This is a genomic window from Aliikangiella sp. G2MR2-5, from assembly GCF_015687155.1.
Taxonomy (GTDB): Bacteria; Pseudomonadota; Gammaproteobacteria; order Enterobacterales; family Kangiellaceae; genus Aliikangiella.
On the sequence record NZ_JADPQF010000003.1, the window covers coordinates 255,632 to 274,901 of the forward strand.

The 19,270-nt window shown below is 40.5% G+C and carries 19 protein-coding genes; 9 read left to right on the forward strand and 10 right to left on the reverse strand.

What is annotated here, in order from left to right; all coding sequences use genetic code 11:
* Window positions 1-154 precede the first annotated feature (154 nt).
* Entirely contained in the window at window positions 155-1,306 is a 1,152-nt protein-coding gene (locus IYN84_RS11550; protein WP_196139368.1) for a VanZ family protein, read from the forward strand.
* 21 nt (window positions 1,307-1,327) lie between these two features.
* On the opposite strand, the gene IYN84_RS11555 is transcribed toward IYN84_RS11550, so the two are convergent.
* The gene (locus tag IYN84_RS11555; RefSeq protein ID WP_196139369.1) at window positions 1,328-1,981 is read right to left on the reverse strand and encodes an SOS response-associated peptidase family protein; all 654 of its coding nucleotides are present in this window, start codon (window positions 1,979-1,981) and stop codon (window positions 1,328-1,330) included.
* Window positions 1,982-2,065: 84 nt separating this feature from the next.
* Between IYN84_RS11555 and IYN84_RS11560 the strand changes: the two genes are divergently transcribed.
* Window positions 2,066-2,665, forward strand: coding sequence for a hypothetical protein (locus IYN84_RS11560; RefSeq protein ID WP_196139370.1), 600 nt, complete (start codon window positions 2,066-2,068; stop codon window positions 2,663-2,665).
* A gap of 13 nt (window positions 2,666-2,678) precedes the next feature.
* Here the strand turns inward: IYN84_RS11560 and asnC are convergent, their stop codons facing one another.
* On the reverse strand, window positions 2,679-3,173 hold the full coding sequence (gene asnC, locus IYN84_RS11565; RefSeq protein ID WP_196139371.1) for a transcriptional regulator AsnC: 495 nt from the start codon (window positions 3,171-3,173) through the stop codon (window positions 2,679-2,681).
* 247 nt (window positions 3,174-3,420) lie between these two features.
* Between asnC and asnB the strand changes: the two genes are divergently transcribed.
* Window positions 3,421-5,127, forward strand: coding sequence for an asparagine synthase B (asnB, locus tag IYN84_RS11570; protein ID WP_196139372.1), 1,707 nt, complete (start codon window positions 3,421-3,423; stop codon window positions 5,125-5,127).
* 117 nt (window positions 5,128-5,244) lie between these two features.
* Entirely contained in the window at window positions 5,245-5,556 is a 312-nt protein-coding gene (locus tag IYN84_RS11575; protein WP_196139373.1) for a LysR family transcriptional regulator, read from the forward strand.
* A gap of 19 nt (window positions 5,557-5,575) precedes the next feature.
* Here the strand turns inward: IYN84_RS11575 and IYN84_RS11580 are convergent, their stop codons facing one another.
* Window positions 5,576-6,442, reverse strand: a complete 867-nt coding sequence (locus tag IYN84_RS11580; protein ID WP_196139374.1) for a response regulator — start codon at window positions 6,440-6,442, stop codon at window positions 5,576-5,578.
* 195 nt (window positions 6,443-6,637) lie between these two features.
* On the opposite strand from IYN84_RS11580, the gene IYN84_RS11585 reads away from it, so the two are divergent.
* The 4 genes from IYN84_RS11585 to IYN84_RS11600 all read left to right on the forward strand — a co-directional run bounded on the left by IYN84_RS11585 (window position 6,638) and on the right by IYN84_RS11600 (window position 9,361).
* The gene (locus tag IYN84_RS11585) at window positions 6,638-7,804 is read left to right on the forward strand and encodes an L-lactate dehydrogenase (protein WP_246722863.1); all 1,167 of its coding nucleotides are present in this window, start codon (window positions 6,638-6,640) and stop codon (window positions 7,802-7,804) included.
* Between the two features lie 114 nt (window positions 7,805-7,918).
* Window positions 7,919-8,116, forward strand: a complete 198-nt coding sequence (locus IYN84_RS11590; RefSeq protein ID WP_196139375.1) for a hypothetical protein — start codon at window positions 7,919-7,921, stop codon at window positions 8,114-8,116.
* Window positions 8,117-8,236: 120 nt separating this feature from the next.
* Complete coding sequence (locus IYN84_RS11595; protein ID WP_196139376.1) at window positions 8,237-8,665, forward strand: hypothetical protein; 429 nt, start codon at window positions 8,237-8,239, stop codon at window positions 8,663-8,665.
* A gap of 24 nt (window positions 8,666-8,689) precedes the next feature.
* Window positions 8,690-9,361, forward strand: coding sequence for a tRNA (guanosine(46)-N(7))-methyltransferase TrmB (locus tag IYN84_RS11600; RefSeq protein ID WP_196139377.1), 672 nt, complete (start codon window positions 8,690-8,692; stop codon window positions 9,359-9,361).
* A gap of 1 nt (window position 9,362) precedes the next feature.
* Here the strand turns inward: IYN84_RS11600 and IYN84_RS11605 are convergent, their stop codons facing one another.
* From IYN84_RS11605 to IYN84_RS21230, 7 genes are all read right to left on the reverse strand, one after another.
* Complete coding sequence (locus tag IYN84_RS11605) at window positions 9,363-9,836, reverse strand: nucleoside deaminase (protein WP_196139378.1); 474 nt, start codon at window positions 9,834-9,836, stop codon at window positions 9,363-9,365.
* A 95-nt stretch (window positions 9,837-9,931) separates the two neighbouring features.
* Window positions 9,932-11,023, reverse strand: coding sequence for an OprO/OprP family phosphate-selective porin (locus tag IYN84_RS11610; protein ID WP_210330426.1), 1,092 nt, complete (start codon window positions 11,021-11,023; stop codon window positions 9,932-9,934).
* Window positions 11,020-11,646, reverse strand: a complete 627-nt coding sequence (locus IYN84_RS11615) for a DUF4956 domain-containing protein (protein WP_196139379.1) — start codon at window positions 11,644-11,646, stop codon at window positions 11,020-11,022. Before IYN84_RS11615 ends, IYN84_RS11610 begins: the two co-directional genes overlap by 4 nt.
* 8 nt (window positions 11,647-11,654) lie before the next feature.
* Window positions 11,655-12,500 carry a polyphosphate polymerase domain-containing protein gene (locus tag IYN84_RS11620; RefSeq protein WP_196139380.1) on the reverse strand — a complete coding sequence of 282 codons (846 nt, stop codon included), beginning with the start codon at window positions 12,498-12,500 and terminating at the stop codon, window positions 11,655-11,657.
* Between the two features lie 112 nt (window positions 12,501-12,612).
* On the reverse strand, window positions 12,613-15,174 hold the full coding sequence (locus IYN84_RS11625; RefSeq protein ID WP_196139381.1) for a CotH kinase family protein: 2,562 nt from the start codon (window positions 15,172-15,174) through the stop codon (window positions 12,613-12,615).
* Window positions 15,175-15,361: 187 nt separating this feature from the next.
* The gene (locus IYN84_RS11630; protein ID WP_196139382.1) at window positions 15,362-16,243 is read right to left on the reverse strand and encodes a hypothetical protein; all 882 of its coding nucleotides are present in this window, start codon (window positions 16,241-16,243) and stop codon (window positions 15,362-15,364) included.
* 150 nt (window positions 16,244-16,393) lie between these two features.
* A complete protein-coding gene (locus IYN84_RS21230; protein WP_305852099.1) occupies window positions 16,394-17,578 on the reverse strand; it encodes a collagenase in 1,185 nt (394 codons plus the stop codon).
* A 351-nt stretch (window positions 17,579-17,929) separates the two neighbouring features.
* On the opposite strand from IYN84_RS21230, the gene IYN84_RS11640 reads away from it, so the two are divergent.
* Complete coding sequence (locus IYN84_RS11640; RefSeq protein ID WP_196139383.1) at window positions 17,930-19,267, forward strand: HD-GYP domain-containing protein; 1,338 nt, start codon at window positions 17,930-17,932, stop codon at window positions 19,265-19,267.
* Window positions 19,268-19,270: the final 3 nt, after the last annotated feature.

The window sequence follows — 19,270 nt, forward strand, 5'->3', positions numbered from 1 at the left end:
GTTTCAACCAGATAATTGCTCTAGTATGATTCAAATTTAAAATTGAGTTAGTAAAGTACAGCTGACGAAGCTACGTCAGATAAGTAGATAAGACTCATAGCAAACATGACGGATTTCGCTAAAGGATATTATGCGTTCTATCTTGTTAGTTTTAATGGCTACCATTATTTATGGCACTTTGTATCCATTTCAGTTTGTGTGGCCAAATCTTGAACAAATAGAGTGGTTAGACTGGGGAACTCAGGTTTCGCAGAGGACGACTAATGGTGACAGACTGAGCAATCTCCTCACCTTTATTCCGATTGGATTTATCGGCTTATTGCTTTGCCCCAGGCCCGCAAAAAAATACAACTCTCAGATCGTCATTCTGACTCGAGCACTTTGGGTGTTATTGGCTGCATGCTCATTTGCCTATCTTTTACAAATAGTTCAATTTTTTACGCCGAGACGCGTACCGACTGCAGCCGATGTACTATATAATTGTTGGGGAGTTATTGTTGGTCTGCTTGTTGCAATCTGGCTAGAGTACTTTTTATCAAAAAAAGGAAATGGTGGAAAATATTGGTTTTCTCAATATGCGATTCCAGCCTTTTTAGTGTCGGTTTGGGGGCTAGTGCAGCTTTTTCCCTTCTTTTTAGCTACTGATCTGGTTACTCTGGAAAATCATCTTGTTCAGCTTATCGATCTGGAGCGATTTTCTTTTTCTCAGTTTTTCATTCAGTCAATTTTCTGGTTTACATTTTATCGATTGCTACAGGATTACTTTTTAGTTAGAAAAAGTGCTATTGTTTTAGGGCTGGTTGGAGTTGGATTTATAATCTTAAAAATACTAATACCTCACGTGGATATTAGTTTTACCTGGCTACTGGGAATGATGGCCGGTCTTCTATTTGGTATTGTTCTCACCAGAAAATTTGAAAAGGTTGAGCTGGCAAAAATTAATATTCTATTACTTCTTTTTGCTCTTATTATTATGGAGTTTTATCCTTTCCATACAAAAATGTTTATCTCCAGTTTTAACTGGTTACCTCTAGGCTCATTTCTTAATGGTTCTCTTTGGGTCAATACGCAGCTCGTTCTTAAGTTATTCTTTGTTTACGGTAGTCTGTTATTCTGGCTAAATCTTATTTTTCCGGAGAAAATAAAAAACATACTGATACTAGTCGTCATAGTCTTAATACAGGAAATATCGCAACTTGTTTTCTCTTTTGGTCAGGCTGATATTACTAATCCTTTGCTTGTTGGCATGCTCGGCTTTGCTTTTCTAAAGTTTGAAAAAGTTGAATTAAAGCACCTGAAAAGCTGATAAATTAAAAAATTAAGACGGTTAATCAGCATAAATTATCTGACTTTTTCCCACCGCAAATATTGGATTTTTTTTGTCGACTGGAGTGACTTTTAAATCAAATCTTATTTTTGTTTTTAAGGTGTCTTGCCAGTAATTTATATCGTGAAAGCCATCATCTAGCCATGGGGTAATTTCTTCTGGCAACAACATCAAAGGAAATGAGTTATCATGGATGTGGATAAACTTTCGGTGAGCGGGGAGGGTGATAATTGAACAGGAGTAGTGTTTGGATTCATTTTTAACTGGCCACATTCTATAGATACCGCCAAATGCGATTGCGCTATCAGTAGGTTCAATTTTAAAACGTTTCCCATTCCATTCATAAAAAAAGCTGGCAGGTATGACGCAGCGCTGATGGGCAAACTCATATTTGCGATTGGTAAAAAGTTTTTCCTTACGAGTATTAAAAGATCTATAGCGCTTATCATAAGAAAAGCCGTTTTCAGTCATTGTTTGAAATAACCACCAACTGGCTTCGACTCCGACCGGTTTTCCTTGCTTTCCTATTGCTATTGGAATTCTGGCATTGGGTCTAATATTATAATCCGTTTCGGTTTGGAACTTGATATTTAGCAGATCCATCAATGCTTTAACAAATGGATTATCAATAACTCTTCCAATAGCGCCGCACATAAAAGTTGAGCCTGTATCTTTAAGCAGAAGGGGTAATTATTGGATTATAATTAGATTACTGCAATAAATTTAGAATACCATAAAATGAAAAAGTCTGTTATCGCCGTCGTCGTAACTCTACTGTTTATTAAAATCGTTATACTCAATAAACCGGAGATAACTTATGGACCTGGCGTTTCTGCTCCCGATATGCCTGAACAGGAGAATATTAAAGGTGCTGCGCCTTTTAGGTTCAATGGCTATATTTTAACCCCCTTGGCAAACTTCAAAATCAAAGCCAAAGTTTTGTCAAAGGAAAATTATTATTTGGGAAGAGAAGCGGATTTGTCTCCCGTAGATCTGGCGCTTGGGTGGGGAAAGATGTCTGATGAAAGCGTTATTGAGCATTTCAAGATTTCACAGTCAGGTCGATGGTATCGCTGGCAAACCAGGAATAATAGCAGCCCTATTCCCTTGGCAGAAGTATCCTTAAGTAGCGCTAATATGCACATGGTACCCATGGATGCAGATATTGAAAGCCAATTAAACGCAATTCCAGTGGGTGAGGTTGTAGAGTTAAGCGGGAAGCTTATTCGAGTTGATGCGGACGATGGCTGGCGCTGGATAAGTTCCCTAAGAAGAGATGATACTGGAAGTGGTGCATGTGAGCTGATGTATGTTGAGTCAGTTATATATGGTTTCTAAAATTTGAATTTTTCTATACTTTTATAGTTCTTTCAATCGGGTTTTGTAGAGATACCAGAGTTTCAGTAGCACTGATTTTTTCTATCGATTGAATCTTTCCGATAAGGACCCACTGTAAGTCATCAATCGAGTGACATCTGACTTTTATAAATATGCTAAATTTTCCAGTGGTATAGTGGGCTTCGACAACTTCATCAATTTCTTTTAATCGATCGATGACCTCAGGATAGTCGCCCGCGCTATTCAGGTTGATGCCGATATAGCAGCACACGTCGTAACCCAGCTTCTTGGGCTGAACTTTTAGCTGGGTTCCAGTGATGATACCGGCAACTTTCATTTTTTCGATTCGAACATGGATAGTTGCAGGGCTTACTTTGTGGCGCTTTGCCAGCTCTGCATAGGGAATTCTTGCATCTTCAATCAATTCGTTGAGAATTTTTCTATCTAAATCATCGAGTTGCATCAACTCTTCTTTTACTGGTGATTTGACGATCTGATGTTTTTTCATGATATTTACGGCAAATTATTAATGATTTGGTTAAATATTAGCTTAAAATTAAATAATATTCACCTTCTTGCTTGTTTTTGTTTTGATCTGTTTATTTTTGTCGTGTTTTGTTTAATGATTCGATTGCGTAGCTCGTTAAATATCACTATCTCGTTTAGGGAACATACGATTAAAGGCGAGATTTAGCGAATAAATTAATCAGACTCCTTGAAATATAGAGTGAGTCAGTAAGCAGGCAGATGAAGAAATGTGTTCGATTTTCGGTATTTTGGATATTAAGGGTCAAACTCAGCAAGATTTTCAATCATTGCGAAATCTGGCTTTGGCGCAGTCCAAGAAACAGAGACATCGAGGACCTGATTGGTCCGGGATATGGACTGGTGAGGAAGCAATATTGGTCCATGAACGCCTTGCTATTGTAGATATAAATAGTGGTGAACAACCCTTGCTAAATGAGCAGGGATATCTTGCGCTACTGGTAAATGGCGAAATTTACAATTACAAAACATTGGCTGCCCAAGAAGTGTCTGACTATCAATTTCAGACTCAGTCAGATTGTGAAGTCATTCTGGGTCTATATGCAGACGACCGCCGTGAGGGTATGGTTACTGAAGCTCAGATAGAGTTTCGCCTGAATCAGCTTGAGGGTATGTTTGCTTTTATTCTTTATGATGATTCTGAAAAGCGATATCTGATAGCAAGGGATCCGGTGGGCATTATTCCCCTATATTACGGTTTTGATCAAGAACGGAGATTGTATGTCGCATCTGAAATGAAGTCGTTGAATGAGGTGTGTATCGAAGTTCATAGCTTCCCTCCCGGGCATTATTGGGATAGCCAGCAAGGAGCAATAAAGCCTTACTATGCTCCCGCATGGAAAGATTATGATATTGTAAAAAATCAAGTCGCTGATCCTAAGTCAATTAGTGAGGCTCTAATTGAGTCAGTCAAAAAACACATGATGTCTGATGTTCCTTATGGCGTGTTGCTTTCTGGCGGTCTTGACTCATCAATTATTTCCGCTATTGCTCAACTTAATGCAACTAAACGGGTAGAGGACGATCAAAAGTCACCGGCCTGGTGGCCACAACTTCATTCATTTGCAGTTGGTTTGAAAGGTTCTCCTGATTTGTTAGCGGCACAAAAAGTCGCGGATAAAATTGGAACCATTCATCACGAAATCAATTTCACTATACAGCAAGGAATTGATGCTTTAGCCGATGTTATTTATCACCTGGAAACCTATGACGTAACTACTGTGAGAGCATCTACTCCGATGTTTCTTATGGCAAGAAAAATTAAATCCATGGGAATTAAAATGGTCCTTTCTGGGGAAGGGGCTGATGAAGTTTTCGGCGGTTATCTTTATTTTCATAAAGCGCCGAACGCAAAAGAGTTTCATGAAGAAACGGTCAGGAAGTTGGAAAGGCTTTACCAGTTTGACTGTCTGCGAGCGAATAAATCGATGGCTGCCTGGGGAGTGGAGGCGAGAGTACCTTTTCTGGATCGAAAGTTTCTTGATATAGCGATGACTATTAGTCCGGAAGCTAAGATGTGTGGTGGTGGGAAAGTAGAAAAGCACATTTTGCGGGAGGCATTTGAAGGCTATCTGCCCGAAGAAATTCTATGGCGTCAAAAAGAGCAGTTTTCTGATGGTGTCGGCTATTCATGGATCGACTCGCTAAAAGCGTTTGCGGAAGAGCAAATTACTGATCTGGAAATGGAACGCGCGATTATCGATTATCCGATAAATACTCCTGATACCAAAGAAGGCTTATTGTATAGAAAAATATTCGCAGAGAAATTTCCATCAAACGCTGCCGCAGCGACTGTTCCTGGTGGCAAGTCGGTTGCATGCAGTACCAAAGAAGCTCTCGCATGGGATAAAGCTTTTACTGAAAACGCCGACCCTTCAGGTCGTTCTGTTAGCGGTGTACATGAGTTCGCAGCTTAGAATTTTCATACTCGAGTATGAATCTGCATACGTATTCTTGTGCATTGGTATTTATTTTTGTGGCATGTTTTAAAACAATTCGAGCATCAGTTTCTAGATGTTTTATAAGGGGGAAAAATGAAATTACAACAACTTCGGTTTATTTTGGCGATCAAAGAGTGCGGTTTGAATATTACCCAGGCATCGCAACGTTTGTATACTTCACAACCGGGAGTAAGTAAACAGTTGCGTTTACTCGAAGAAGAGTTAGGGATTGAGATTTTTTCTCGCAATGGCAAGGCTTTAGTGGGTGTTACCGAAGCGGGCAACGTTGTATTGGATAAAGCACAGAAAATTATGGATACCGTTGATGATATTAAGCTTTTCTCGAAAGAGTCGAGCGATAATAATCAACATGTTTCAATTGCTCAGTATATGAATTGTGCCTGATACATTTAGTTAAAATCATTTACGAAAACAAGCCGACATATTCAGAAATCAGGGCGCGCTTTTGAGGGTCTTCATCGACGAAACGTACCGTTACCTGAAGTCGTTCACAGTCTGGTCTGGGCTCAAGTGCTTTCATCGATAGAATAAAGCCGTTGATTCTGACAACCTTTTTGTCGTTGTTATGATGAAATTCAAGATCCATAGATACCTGATCCAGTAGCCTTGGCAAATGTTCTTCGGCTTTAAATACTCCCACCATATGGTTTAGGTCCAGTTGCTTAAGCGCACATCGAACTTCTCCCTCCGGTGTGCGCAATAAAGCGATTCCTTTGGCCATCGGCTTTTGCGGTTTCTTGCTGTTGGGTGCAGCCTGAGTCGTTCGTCCTGCCGTTAATACAGCCAGAGAATCCCCGCCCATACCTGTAGGGGGCTTTTTAGGAGAGGTTTGCGAAGTATTCTGTATGTATTGAGGAGCATTGATAAAGGCGCTTCTGGCAATGTTGACGCCATGGCGTTTAAACGACTTATAAATTTTTTCCAGAAACTGCTTGGTATTAAAGGGCTTTACCAGATAATCGCTGACTTGTGCTGCGATGGCTTTTTGTACATATTCTTTATCTCCTCTGCTGGTTACCATGATGAAGGGTTTGTTTTTGAGATGCTCCTGAGTTCTAGCCCAGCGTAGTAGTTCTTCTCCATTCATTTCCGGCATTTCCCAGTCGCAAAGAATGAGGTCTACCGGTTGACGTTTGAGCAATTTCATTGCATTTTGGCCATTGTCAGCTTCAAAAACCTTAGCGTCTACGAAATTTTGGCGTATAAACTTTTTAACCAGATCACGGATCATGGTTGCATCATCAATAACAGCAATTTTTAGCTGGGCCATTCCTCTTATCCTGTTTAATAAGCCTTTTCTTTAGCGAGAATCGGGAGGATTAGTACAAAACAGACTTATTTAATTGTAGTTCATAATTCAGTGTTCAGAAGATAAAGCGCTGGCTTGTTTTTGTCCGGTGATTCAGGTAGCTTTTGGATTAATTTTGATCAAAGCCGGTTCGCTAACCCTGTGGAGGGGGCGATTATGACGCATAGAGGATTGGGAATTTCTGCTATTTCGACAGAAGATTTCAGGCATATTGCTCGTAAAAAGTTACCGCGCCAGTTTTTCGATTATATAGACGGCGGCTCTTATTCTGAAACTACCCTTCGTCAAAACATCAATAGTTTTGCTCAGATAGAGCTGCGCCAGCGAGTACTAAGGGACGTTTCCCATATAGATACAAGTACTAGGATTTTTAATAGAAATTTCGATCTTCCTCTTGTTCTTGCACCAGTAGGTCTGGCTGGCTGTTACGCCAGACGGGGAGAGGTTCAGGCATTTCTGGCTGCGGCTAAAGCTAACATACCTTTTACTCTTTCCACTGTTGGTATTTGTTCTATTGAAGAATTACATCGCTCTGATCCGACATCGTTCTGGTTCCAGCTATATGTAATTCGTGATAGAAAATACGCGCTTGATCTGATGCAACGAGCAAGAGCTGCAGGGTGCGATACCTTGGTATTTACCGTCGATCTCCCGGTATTGGGAGAGAGGTACAGAGACAAACGAAATGGATTGAGTGGTGGCACTAATTGGTTGGGGTCATTTAAAAGAGCTGTGGATTTCGCACGACATCCTGCGTGGATTTGGAATGTGGCGATAAGGGGGCGACCATTCACTTTTGGAAATCTGCAACAGGCGGTTCCTAATGCCAACTCTTTGTCTGATTTTAAAAGGTGGGTCGACAGTCAGTTTGATGCCAGTATGACCTGGAAAGATCTGCACTGGATTAGAGAAAACTGGTCAGGCAATTTCGTTATCAAAGGCATACTTGACTCTGAGGATGCTAGAAAGGCGGTTGAAGCGGGAGCCGACGGAATAGTTGTCTCAAACCATGGAGGACGCCAGCTCGATGGGGCTCCGGCATCTCTTAGTGTACTTCCTGAAATTGTCGATGTAATCAAAGGGGAGTGTAAAGTTTTTCTAGATAGCGGCGTACGGAGTGGTCTTGACATTGTGAAGGCGATCGCATTGGGAGCCGATGGTTGCATGGTAGGAAGGGCGTGGGCTTACGCCCTTGCAGCTGCGGGCGAAAAAGGGGTAGCCCAGGTAATTAAGATTTTAAAAGACGAAATAAAGGTTGCAATGGCGTTGACAGGAGTTAGCCGCATACAGGACATTGACCGTAGAATTTTGAGAAATAGATAAATACTGGTGAAAACCGTCTTTGTTAAGAACGGAGCCATCTGGCTATTTTCTGCATTAGACTCCAAAAGATAAAAGCGTTATATTGCCACCAACTTTTTGTGCCGGAGAGAAAGAATGAAAGGCAACGATAAAATGAGAGTATTTGTTTTGTTGGGTGGGGCACTCATTCTTCTATCACTGCTCTGGCTTGGTTACGCATATTGGACAGGTAGCAAGGTTAGTTTGGCGATATTTACCAATATAGTGGTTGGTACAATATTGATACTTATTGGAAAGATCAAGCCGCAAAACAACGCTCGGCCCAGAGATTAATTTGCGCTTAAAAAGTGTAAGCTTGGATTAACCCTGAATCGCAATATTTTGCGTTATAAGTAAGCTGGCAGAGTCGAAAGCTTGCTTAAAGGTTGTAATTAAAACATACCGGAGAAAAATGTGAGTCAATGGACAAAACTTTTTATCGCCGCCGCCGCGGCTCTGATACTGGTTGTTCTGGTCCTGGTCTTCATGATTTTCAATTTTGATAGTGGCGATTGTCATAATAGAATTCATCAGGAGTATCGATCTCCAGGAAATGTTTACAAGGCATTGGTATTTGAGCGGCAGTGTGGTGGCAACGAGCGCTATAGTACGCAAGTTTATTTACTAAAAGCTAATGATCCTTTTCCGACTGATGCCGGCAATATTCTTATTTTGGATGGAAGAGCTTCGTTGGTAGCGCCTACTCTTTATTGGAATTTACCAAATGAACTTTGGATTTATCATCACGTTAGCGGAAATGAATACCGGTTGGAAAATTCCTGGCATGGTAATGATGGAGTGAATGGCGAAGTCAGGATTCAATATAAGTCGAAGCCACAGTAGATAATCCTTGAGGATTTAGCGAGTATGTCACAGCAGCTTTCGAGAAGTGTGCAGACGAATCAGGAAGGTGTGCACGAGCGTTTGGAAGATTACGTCCAACGTCATATACGGCACTCGTTTCAAAAGCCAATTCAAAAACATAATGAGGAAGCTTTTTCTACTCTGCAGTCTGCGCTAAAAAAGTTTGACGGACACCCTTTGATTTTAGACTCCTGCTGTGGTACCGGAATGAGTAGTATCAATCTGGCTAGACTCAATCCAGATGCGTTGATTATCGGACTGGATCAATCTTATCACCGACTAAACAAGTACGGCGTAGCGGAAGACACTCCAGAAAACTGTATTTTGCTTCGCGCCAATTGTGAAGACATTTGGCGACTTTGTGCAGATAACGATATTCGATTTGAACAGCACACAATTTTTTATCCTAATCCCTGGCCCAAGTCAGTACACTTGAAGCGACGCTGGCATGGACACCCTGTTTTTCCTAAACTGAAACAACTTTCAACGAGTCTGGAGTTAAGAAGTAACTGGAAACTCTATCTAGAGGAGTTTGCCGTAGCCTGGAGAATCCTTTGTGGCGAAGATGTTCTTGTTAAAGAGCTAGAGATTAAAGATCCCTTTACTTTATTCGAGAAAAAATATCACGCAAGTGGCCAGCCGCTTTTTCAGCTTAAAATTGAGAATATCGACTAAATTAGTATTTTTTTCTTAATGGATTTGAAAGCCAGGCTTTAAAGGGAGCAATTGAAGAGTCGACTTTGATTCGTTCCATTTGGACAATTTCTTGCAACTGTCTTTCTTCAATAGCATGATATATTTTTTGATCATCAAACCCTGCATTGGCCGCAGCTTCTCTCCCCTCGGCATAAACAACTCTGTCGATTCTTGCCCAGATGATTGCGCTTAAACACATTGGGCAAGGTTCGCAGGAAGAGTAAATAGTGCATCCTGTCAGTGAAAAGCTATCCAGCGTTTTGCAAGCCTTGCGAATTGCAACTATTTCTGCGTGAGCAGTTGGATCGTGAGATTTAACCACTTCATTCCAGCCTTCGGCTATTATTTTATTATCCTTTACTATTACAGCGCCAAAAGGACCATTTTCACCGGAGTAAGAATATTTCGCAGCAATTTCAACTGCAAGTGATAAGTAATAGTCGTCAGATTTCATAAAAAGACTCTAGATTATCAATGAACTGTTTCTAATCAAATTGTAAACTACCTGTTCAAATATGAAAATCTAAATAATCTTGCAGCAAGCTTCGATCAAAAGCTATATTGCGCTCTAAGCGATATAGCTTTTCCTGAATCCTGCTCGAAATCGTCTTCGTAGTGACTCGCCTTAATATAGTTGAACATGAATTTGATATCTTTGTTCCAATAATAGTTAATTCCAAAGGAAAGAGTTTGTGCTGACTTAGACTCTTCAAGTAATCGCAATTCACTGGCTCGAAGAGCTACTTCCCAGTTTCCATTCTGATTAGATTCATCCAGACCTTTTAGCACTCCGTTTTTGTACTTTCGAGAGGTACCACCAAATAGATATCCAAGTTGAAGGTATCCACCATCATAAGTAAATTTTTGTGACGCAATATCCACTACCTCTGAACGTTGCCACTCAGTCATTAATAGAAAACTATTTTTCATAAATAGGGTTTCAAACCCAGTTAGAGATTTTGAGTCAGCAATGATTGTATCTCCCTCAAGTAAACTGTCTGATGTATGAATTTCAAGTTTTTCATTAATACGATATTCGGTCGAGTTGGAGTTTCTTTTACTAAAAGCAAAACCGAGGTGGAGAAGTGTATCTTCTTTCTTCAAAGGTGACCAGCTGGCTCGTCCTGTTATCGCATTCGCTTCATTGTCTTCAATATAGTAACCTAATTTCCAGTCCCAGTTTTGAGTGTCGCCCGAAAAGCTGATTCCCGGGGTTCGTCCAGGAGAAAATGCTTCAGTGGACAAGCTGCGTTCAATCATAAGAAGATTTCGAGAGCTTATTAACTTTTCCAGTCCGAAAGGTTCTTTTTGTTGACCAACAGTGACTGTTGCCAAATTCCAACCTGAATACTTTAAGTAAACGTCTTTAAAGTCAAACTTCTTATCATCGTAACTTAATTGGATTTTACTCTCCCAGTTTTTAGAAAATTTATATTTTGTCGCTATTCTTAACCGTCTTAGCTCAGCTTCATCACTCTCGTTATAGCTATCTTCTAGAAATGCAGGATCGAACTGATCATAATCAAGCATCGCGTATCCATTAATGTCAAAGTCAGGTTGCCTTTTCTCGCTAGCATAGGTTATGAAAGGGGCACAGGACGAAACCATAAAAAGTATTATAAGCTGTCGATAGAAATTCATGAGAGAACCTCCTTTTCTTCAGAAAGTGATGTCGAATTCTTGTTTATTTTTTGCGATCGAGGCAGGTATTCAATGGTTAAAAGCGCTGTGTCCCTTAAAAAATCGATTTGCTCTATTTTTACTTCCTTAATTTCCAGTCCCGTTCTCGCCTGAAGATCTGCAAATAGAAATGACCTTCGATCCGGTCGTATGTTTTCTATTTTTTCATATTTTATAGACTGTTTTTTTGCGCTACCTTGAATGATTTTAGAGTCCAGCAGGAACGCTGCCAGACAAAGCAAGCTATTTACGAGAGCTATCTCAGCTATCGTGGCCTGGCCAACTGCAGTAAGAAGAGCTATTGAGATAATGATAAAAAGATAAGTCATTTCTTTAATTGATATTGGCTCGGTTCGATATCTAAGCATCGTGAAAATTGCGAATAGTCCAAAGGCAAAACCCATCGAAATATCCGCTCGATGAAGAAGGTTGGTGATTATAAATATGCCAATTCCGAATAGAACCAGGGAAGAAGCAATCTGTCGATTTCTTGAAGTTCTGTAGTAGCAAAAGAAACTCAGAATAAAGCTGAATATCAGGTTGATTGCAAAGCGTAATAAAAAATCATGGGTCAAGGTATTCATATCTATCCTCAATTAAGCATTGGCTGAATGCTTTTTAAAACAGGTTTGAAACGGTTGGTTTTTAAAGTTTGACCAAATAACAGGGCGCAACCAATGCAGTACTTACTGAAGCGCAAAGGATGAAAATGAGAGCTGCTCATTATCTGGAAAAATGGGGAGTGTTTATTTATCTTGTGCTGTTTTAACTCAGCAATAAAAATGTCGGGTAGTTCGACCAAAGAACCGTTTTCAGGAGACTGATACCATAAGTTGATATCCAGTGTAAGTCTTTCTCTGTATTCTTTATTGGCCAGTGCAATACGCTGATATCCGCCAACCTGGGTTACATGCAGGTCGCTCAAGCTAAAGCCTACTTTTTGCTGGACCAGTTGTTCTGCTTTTCCAGTATTTAAACCGGAAAGTCTAACACGGCTTTTTATCGTTCTTTTTTTATTGTTCTTGTGTTTTACTTCGATAAAACGACTGTTAGTATCGATGTAATGACGCTGTCTCACTTTGTAACGGTTGGTCTTCCCGTTATGATGCTGTGTGTAAAATAAAAGATTAGCGGTATCAAAATATTGATTGCGATAGGTAAATATGTTTTCACTATCGATCTCGAGACAACTATAGAAAGGCTGAAGCTTATCTAATAGTTCTCTTAAGTAAGTTCGAGGTAATAAGAACTTAGTATCTACTCTATTCATTAACGTGGTGTTTTTAAGTTCGTCCAGGCGATGTTTTTTAAACTGCTGTAGCCGGTTTTCTATGACAGTATCAGAGTAGATTTCATTTGTGGTAGTTGATAAACCTGTTTCTATGTCAATTGCTGCTGCTTGATCATAGGTTGGATATCGTAGGGGATCGAGGATCAACTTCAAGCTCCTGTTAATTAGCCTAGGTTATTGGAGTTAGATTTTTTCTCTGGGGGCCTTTCATTTAGTAAGGATCCCAGAGAAGGGTATGTGAATTATTCTTCGTTCTGTATCAAAATGGCGGTGGCGTTCTACCATCACAGAAGCCGCTTCCGTCGCCTGAAGCAGGGATTTCTCCTAGAAGCTGTAGACGAATATTTTCAACTCGGTACTCCATGAACTCTGTAAGTCCATAGAAACGATCTACGCTGGTATTCAAATTCAGCTCAAAGTCGTCATAGGAATAAAATGCGGTCGGATCTTGGGCAACATAACTTGCGATCAGCTCTGCATGTTGTGCTACCCTGCTCGAAAAGTTACTACTCTCTAATGGTCCTTCTATTAGTTCCCAAAGATAGTTGTGATAGTTGTTCAGGTACTCAGAGTTGGCAAACAGGGTCGCAATTAAGGGCTTATCACTGAGAGGACCTACAGTTGGCTCATCAATGTAGAGATCGCGCACATCTTGATCTTCACAGCCCATTTGAAAGGATCCAAAGGCTTCATTCAAATCCCAGGGTATAAATGAAAATATGCCATCCTGCTCATAAATATAATAGTTGTGAGAGAGTGGTCCGTGATAAGAGTCAAGATTCGACAAAGCTACGCTAACAGACATGTAGCGCAACACGCTCTCGGCATCAATGACTGATTCACCGTCGCCAAACTGCATCTGGTATACGAGGTTAATAAAGGCGCCGTTATCTGAAGTGTCTTCATTGGTTTTCAGATCTACACCTGAATAGCTGTTAAAGTTATCGTCAATCCACAAAAGATCACTCCCGGTTCCATCGGGCTTATATAGGTCGCCATTGGCATTGGCAAAGTGATTTTCAAGAAACTCTCCATCGATTGCTTCGACCATCAAATACAAGCCATGAAGCTGACCATTAACATATAGATTGACATAGGCATGCTGTGGACTAGGAACACCCATTTCATCAAGCAGCTCATAAGCAATCACTTCGCGCATATACGCAGGATCGTTAAAGAAGTTGTTGAGAGTGAATTTTTTCAGGCCGAAGAATTTTTGACCGTCGACATATTCATTAATGTCGACTTTAAAGCTAAATCGTTCGCTGCCTGTTTGAGCTACGTGACTTAAACTAGAATTCCCTTTTGTTCTGATTGCAATGTTGTCAAGTGTTATGCCATTAAAACTTATATTTGCTGAGTGATACTCTTCATCGAGAGCATTATCCATCATATCCTGCCAATCAGCCTCGTCTATTTCTATTGAAATGGACCTAACCGAAGTTTTGCTAAATACGGTAGTCGATTGATTTGCTTCTCCCGGTGTAGGGTTAAGGGTGTCTTTGACCCAGCTTCCGTCAGGAGACAATCCATAGCTATAGCCACTGATAACGTCACTTTCGTCCCAAACAATGTAATCAACAGTTTCGCCATTCAGAATCAGGCTAAGCTCATCGTTGTTTCCGAGTTTGAAAGGAACAAAGTATTCACCAGGATCTTGGTCCGTGGCATAAATAACTATGTATTCGCCTGCGCCTAGATTAATGTTTGGCAAGCTTTGAGGCTCTATATCGTCACTTTCATCTATAACCTGGTAGTCTCCAAGATATATTGCCGAGTCGCTATTGTTGAATATTTCGAACCAGTCATTTCCTCCAGATGAATCGTTGGCTAGTACTTCATTGAGTACCAATGGACCGTGTTCAGCGAGCTTGTTTGAAGAGTTTATGGTAGGCAAAAGAGTAGAGGTGGAGTCACTTCCATCTGGATATCGTCCATAGCTGTAGTTTATTAATGCCTCGCCTTTTTTCCAGTCCAGTTGATCAATCAGATCGTCACCTAGAAACAACTTTACTTCATCGTTCAGACCAAGATTGAAGTTAACCTTTTCTATATCGTTGACTTCTTCAGTAGTCGCATATATTCGATAGTATTCGCCCGGAGCCAATGTAACAGATGGAAGAGTATAGAGAACATTATTTTCATCCGATAGCGAATAATCACCCAGATAAACATTATTGCCGCCAGTGACGAATAACTCTATCCAGTCATAGCCACCATTAGAATCCTTGGCGACGATCTCATTAATCCTTATTTCAGCATTATCATTGATAATAGTATCAAGAACTTGTACTTCAGCGGCGGCCATATTGGTTGTGCCTGGCGTTGGTGTCAAAACTTGTGGGGTTCCTGTCCCGTCCGGTAGTCGACCAAAGCTAAATCCTTCCTCTGCTTCGCCTTCAGACCAGTCAAGCTGGTCGACCAGAGTAGCGTTTTTATACAGGAAAACGGCATCATCTGATCCTAATTTGAAAGTAACGTAGTAGTTATCTGTCGGGGCTGATTCATCTTCTCCAATTGCCTGTATTACCAGATATTCACCTGCACTCAGGGTAACTGATGGCAGGCTTTGTGCTTCATGCTCACTATTGTCATCAACAATGGAATACTCCGATAGATCGACGCTTCCCTCAGTGACATATAGCTCTATCCAGTCAGTGTCATCTGCCGAAGGACTAGCGACTATTTCATTGATGACCAGGTTTGAATCGGAAGTTGTCGCTGTTGATTCAGTTGTATCGTCGCTCGAAGAACCACATCCGTATATACCTGCTAATAGAACTATTGAACACGGCAGTTGAAATGCACTCTTTAAACTCATAGCTTACCTCGAAAAAAATTCTGCAAGAGAAAGCTAGGTTAATTTATAATATTGGGTGAATTTTGAACCAAATGTGTAAATAAAAAGAAAATGCATTAGTTATGCACTTAAATGGTAAAGAAGAGTCAAGGATATATGTTGATACTATTCATAATGGGACCAAGTAGGATAGCCCCAAGGTATCACTCTAATATTCAAACTTTTCCAGAGAACTGAAGGTCTGCAAATGGGGTTGCACCAGGCAGGACTGAAGTTCCTGAATTGAAACACTGGAACCCGTAGTTGATTTTTCACCTGCCTTGCTCGTATGGATCTCCAGGATGGTTAATTTTTCTTTACTGGAAAACTCATTGAAAAGATCTGAAAATTGACAAGCTGTTTGTAGAATTTTCTCAACCTGATTAGAACGAGTGTCAGGTATTTCTTGCTCGCCGGGGTTGCTTGCGTGACTTTCAAGCTGCGCTATCCTCTTTTTATTTTCAAGACGCAGGAACTCAAATTCCTTTGCTTTTTCACGCAAAACTCTCAACTCTTCATCGATTGTTTTTTGCTCTTCTTTGGTGGCATTTTTTCGAATTTTTTCTAATTGACGACTTTGTTCCCGTACCTGGTAAGCTGCATGCGATATTTCTCGAGCTTTAAGATCAAGCTGTGCTCTATTTAACCTGCTATTGGGTGCTGTAGTATTGGGTGCTGTAGTACTGGATGATATGCTATTGGAGTGAGCTAACTCTGGCTGTGGCATGACTTTCTGCTCTTCTCGGACAGAACCTGTATTTGATTGCTTTTCTCGCTGTTTTTCACTGGGTGAGTAGTTTATCGTGATCAAAATTCCTTGCTTGAATAAATAGTTGATTTGAATAGTTTTGTTTGATTCGGAAAAGCTTTTATCAATATTTTTCTCTTGTGTTTGATTTTCTTGTTGTAATAATTGATATTGAAGTGTATCCAATGTCTCCTGCACTTTACTCAGCTCGGTCGTATCTCTCGCCTCGCACAGCTTAGCGCTAATACATATCGTTACAAAGGCAATAAATTTGGTAAAAATTGATAGCTTAGTTGTTCGCATACTATTTACTCTTTTTGACTTTAAACGTCGATACTTTCCTGCTCTGAAAAGTTGCTCTTTTGCTCACTATGCAAAATGCAATCAGGAGGTGTGAGCTTTCCTCCGCACATGACTGCTTGAGTGTGCGGAGGAAATACATTGACTATTTGACTAATTACTCGTATTGACAGCAGTTAGGCTGACATTACTGAAACTACTATAACCATACAGGCCTATATGGTAAGTACCATCGGCAGATACTGTTAGCGAACAGGACTCTTCATTACCATTCTTATAAGGACGACAGTCCCAATCACCAGAGGAAGGTTGACTGCCGGCTTTGACGTATAAATCAGCATCGCCACTTCCACCGCTGATTTGAACGGTTAAGGTACCGGCTACTGCGTCAACACTGTAATAATTCCAGCTACCTTGCGCTCCAGAGGCTATCGTTTCTAACAGCGTGGTGTCACCACCTGTACCGCCGCCATTGCCTCCACCGCCGGAGTCTCCTCCAGCAAGCGCTACTAGCCAGTCTTGCCACTCTTGTTCATAAGCACTTCCCCAGGCGCTCAGAAGGTTTTGGTAGGTTGACCAGTCTCCGTTGCGCGTAGCCGACCGTAAATCGCGGATATCCTGCATATGGTTTTCAAACATAAACCGGTTTCCAAGATAACCCCAGTCGTATATTTCTTCCACTGTGTTGTTGTAGGTAGTTGCGAATACCTGAGAGAGAGTTCTGTTACTTCCGTTGCTATTGATTAGTGAAACTGCGTCGCTATTGCTATCTTGTTTGGAAATGTATTCTGCAAGCCCTTCGGCCCACCACACAGTATTACTGGGGTAATCACTGAAATTACCCTTCAGGTCAAAACGACCATCGAGATAATGAACGTATTCATGTTCCAGGTTCCAGATAACAAATTCCGGCCGAAGCCAGTCGGCTTCATGCGCATAGAAAGCAGCCTGATTGTTAGGATCTTCTGCGTTGCCTTCAATGTAGATACCGCCATTATTAGTAGAAATACCATAGATGCGGCTACCGTAGCGGTTATATTGGTTGTAATCGTCGAATATTACCATTTTCAAGTCGTCATTTTGGTCGCCGTAAACTGGCAAGTTATTGGTTTCAAGTTTGCTGTGAAAGTAAGTTTCTTCAGAACCAACCTTGTTACAAGAATCGACAAACTGTTGATAAGTCATGTCTTGCGCACGGAATTTAAGCGTATTGCTACAAGTATGAGTTAAAGGCAGCACGCTTTCTTCTGTTGGTCTTCCTTTGGCGCTCAGTTCAGAAATTCCGTTACCAAGACTCACAAGGATGAGTGAAGTGATCAGTGTTTTAGCTTTTAGCATTGAGTGTCCTCCTACCCCAGAGGTTTTTTGAATACGATGGTAATTCAAGGCTATCTATTTGTTTTTTATAGTTAAATTACCCCTCCCAAGATCCATTTTCAAAATATATCAAATCCGTGATATTGATTAATATATGATCTATGAACTCAAAATACAATATTTTGTACGCAAAAATATAAAATAATTTACTGGTTACTCTAACTTGTTTGGGAATTTATTCCGACAAGGACTGTTTATTTCTATCGTCCTATTTCGAAAGGAGATGTTTTGTGCTTTCGCAAGATTTGTTGTGATAGTGTGTTCTATACTTGAGCGAGTAGTATTTGTAAAAGTTAAAGTGATTTTCGCGCCATGTTCAGTGATACCAGTAGCTCAAAAGAGTCAATCCAGAGTGATGCAGACTCTCTCACCGACGCCGGAGTTTATTCCGAGCACCTGTCTGAAGTTAATAGGAAAAATAAAGTAAGGGCGACACGGAATATTTACAATCAAAATGGTGTGCTTCTTGTCGCTAAAGGAATCGAGATCACTCCCAAGATAGCGACCACAATTGCGCAGCATAAATTGCAGAAGCCGATTGAACATGACATTAATCTGGAAAAAGTGGTCAATTCAGACAAGCTATATGATGAGTTATTAAAATTATTGGAAAATGATGATGAGCTTGGTCTGATTTATGAAAAGTTACAGCTCAAAAAAACATTACTCGCCTGCTGTGAGTATTATTCTCGCTATAATATTATTGTCCAGAAAATTACCGTTATGTCGACCCAGTGCCCACGACTGTACTATCGTTCTTTGATTTGTAGTTTGCTTGCGCTCGCGGTATGTCGATGTTCTGAAAATAGCGAGCTTGATAAACGAGAAGCTTTTGTCGCAGCATTGATACGTGATATGGGGTTTTTACATTTGCCTCATGAGATTTCTGTAAAAGATGGGAATTTTACTCCTGAAGAAGAAAAAGCGATTAAAAGTCATCCGTTAGTAGCAAAGTTGATATTGGACGAAGTTAAAGAGATTCCATCAACAATAAAAATTGCGGTAACGGAGCATCATGAGAGAAATGATGGTACCGGTTATCCTCGCAGCAAAAAGGGACGAGCAATCAGTTTGTTAGGTCATCTGTTGGCAATGTGTAATGATATCCAGGAGTTGTGTCGAACCGAAGAAGACAGCATTCAACAGTACTTTGGAAATCTAGAGCCATTCATTGCAATGAACACATTTAGCCATACAGAAGAAGTAGCTCAATCTGTGCAAAATATGTTGTACTTGGTTCAATTGCCCGTAGTCAGAATTATTGATGATTCGAAAATGTTGGAGTTACTCGAAAAATTAGAAGTGCGATCAGCTGAACTGGGGATTGTCTTTGAAGAATTGAAAAGCTTTGTTGATAGCTATAGTGTCAAAGAAAATGGTGAGTCAGTAGCGGTAGCTCTTGGTTCGGCACTTTCCAATACTTTAATTCAATCTGGATTGCTGAGTGAGGTTTATGTTCGTTGGATAGTTTATGTTAAAGAAAGCGAGCTAAAATCTGCTTATGAAGAAATGGAGTCGGTTAAATTGATGCACCAGGAGTTGCTCAAACAATTCAACCGAGTCGTTGCCAGCTGTTTTCAATCGAAGTTATCAAGCGTAAACGAGTTTGGGCTGCATATGCAAAATCAGCTTCAAAATCTTTCTATTTGAAAA

What these genes read in the sequence shown, in the direction of transcription:
- IYN84_RS11550 (WP_196139368.1), top strand. Translation starts at nt 155, where the DNA reads ATGGCTACCATTATTTATGGCACTTTGTATCCATTTCAGTTTGTGTGG.
- IYN84_RS11555 (WP_196139369.1), bottom strand. Translation starts at nt 1,981, where the DNA reads ATGTGCGGCGCTATTGGAAGAGTTATTGATAATCCATTTGTTAAAGCA.
- IYN84_RS11560 (WP_196139370.1), top strand. Translation starts at nt 2,066, where the DNA reads ATGAAAAAGTCTGTTATCGCCGTCGTCGTAACTCTACTGTTTATTAAA.
- asnC (WP_196139371.1), bottom strand. Translation starts at nt 3,173, where the DNA reads ATGAAAAAACATCAGATCGTCAAATCACCAGTAAAAGAAGAGTTGATG.
- asnB (WP_196139372.1), top strand. Translation starts at nt 3,421, where the DNA reads ATGTGTTCGATTTTCGGTATTTTGGATATTAAGGGTCAAACTCAGCAA.
- IYN84_RS11575 (WP_196139373.1), top strand. Translation starts at nt 5,245, where the DNA reads ATGAAATTACAACAACTTCGGTTTATTTTGGCGATCAAAGAGTGCGGT.
- IYN84_RS11580 (WP_196139374.1), bottom strand. Translation starts at nt 6,442, where the DNA reads ATGGCCCAGCTAAAAATTGCTGTTATTGATGATGCAACCATGATCCGT.
- IYN84_RS11585 (WP_246722863.1), top strand. Translation starts at nt 6,638, where the DNA reads ATGACGCATAGAGGATTGGGAATTTCTGCTATTTCGACAGAAGATTTC.
- IYN84_RS11590 (WP_196139375.1), top strand. Translation starts at nt 7,919, where the DNA reads ATGAAAGGCAACGATAAAATGAGAGTATTTGTTTTGTTGGGTGGGGCA.
- IYN84_RS11600 (WP_196139377.1), top strand. Translation starts at nt 8,690, where the DNA reads ATGTCACAGCAGCTTTCGAGAAGTGTGCAGACGAATCAGGAAGGTGTG.
- IYN84_RS11605 (WP_196139378.1), bottom strand. Translation starts at nt 9,836, where the DNA reads ATGAAATCTGACGACTATTACTTATCACTTGCAGTTGAAATTGCTGCG.
- IYN84_RS11610 (WP_210330426.1), bottom strand. Translation starts at nt 11,023, where the DNA reads ATGAATTTCTATCGACAGCTTATAATACTTTTTATGGTTTCGTCCTGT.
- IYN84_RS11615 (WP_196139379.1), bottom strand. Translation starts at nt 11,646, where the DNA reads ATGAATACCTTGACCCATGATTTTTTATTACGCTTTGCAATCAACCTG.
- IYN84_RS11625 (WP_196139381.1), bottom strand. Translation starts at nt 15,174, where the DNA reads ATGAGTTTAAAGAGTGCATTTCAACTGCCGTGTTCAATAGTTCTATTA.
- IYN84_RS11630 (WP_196139382.1), bottom strand. Translation starts at nt 16,243, where the DNA reads ATGCGAACAACTAAGCTATCAATTTTTACCAAATTTATTGCCTTTGTA.
- IYN84_RS21230 (WP_305852099.1), bottom strand. Translation starts at nt 17,578, where the DNA reads ATGCTAAAAGCTAAAACACTGATCACTTCACTCATCCTTGTGAGTCTT.
- IYN84_RS11640 (WP_196139383.1), top strand. Translation starts at nt 17,930, where the DNA reads ATGTTCAGTGATACCAGTAGCTCAAAAGAGTCAATCCAGAGTGATGCA.